This is a genomic window from Oscillibacter sp. UBA6647 (assembly GCA_002455655.1).
In the GTDB taxonomy this organism is placed as follows: domain Bacteria; phylum Bacillota; class Clostridia; order Oscillospirales; family Oscillospiraceae; genus Oscillibacter.
Window position 1 is genome coordinate 1,782 of the sequence record DKLF01000121.1, and the last position, 625, is coordinate 2,406.

The following is a 625-nucleotide window of genomic DNA, read 5'->3' on the forward strand; positions in this document are numbered from 1 at the left end:
GCCCGTGCGGTGGTGGAGCACTGCGCGGACCCCAAAAAGCTTGGGGCAAAGACCCTGTTTGCCACCCACTATCACGAGCTGACGGAGCTGGAAGACACACTGCCCGGCGCGGTGAACTACAACATTGCCGTGAAAACCCGGGGCGAGGACATTATCTTCCTGCGCAAAATCGTCCCCGGCGGAGCGGACCGGAGCTATGGCATCGAGGTCGCAAAGCTGGCGGGACTGCCTGACAAGGTGGTGGCCCGGGCGAGAACCGTTTTGGAAGAGCTGGAGTCGGAAAACGGCGTACAGTACGTAAAGCCGCGGCAGGAGGCCCGACAGGTGTCTTTGGACGCGGTGGGCGAGGGCGAGGTGCTGGACGCGCTGCGCCGCTGCCAGCCGGATACGCTGACCCCCATTGAGGCCATGGGCCTTTTGTACGAGCTGAAGCGCAAGCTGTCCTGACAACAACGAAAAGGAGAACTACATGGCAAGACAGCGCACAAACGCAAACCTCTCCTCTGGAGAAGTAACGGGCGGCACGATTTTCTTTGTGATTTATCTGCTGGTCCTCCCTTTTGCAACAGACCCCTTGTTTAGGCTGGCGGAGCTGCTTTTAGACGTCAATATCAGCGCCGGAATG

Annotated in this window: 1 protein-coding gene; it reads left to right on the top strand. The window is 59.5% G+C overall.

Features of this window, described 5'->3' with window-relative positions; translation table 11 throughout:
- The coding region (locus B2W96_RS08920; protein WP_414692963.1) for a MutS-related protein at positions 1–447 on the top strand (447 nt) is incomplete at its 5' end.
- Positions 448–625: the final 178 nt, after the last annotated feature.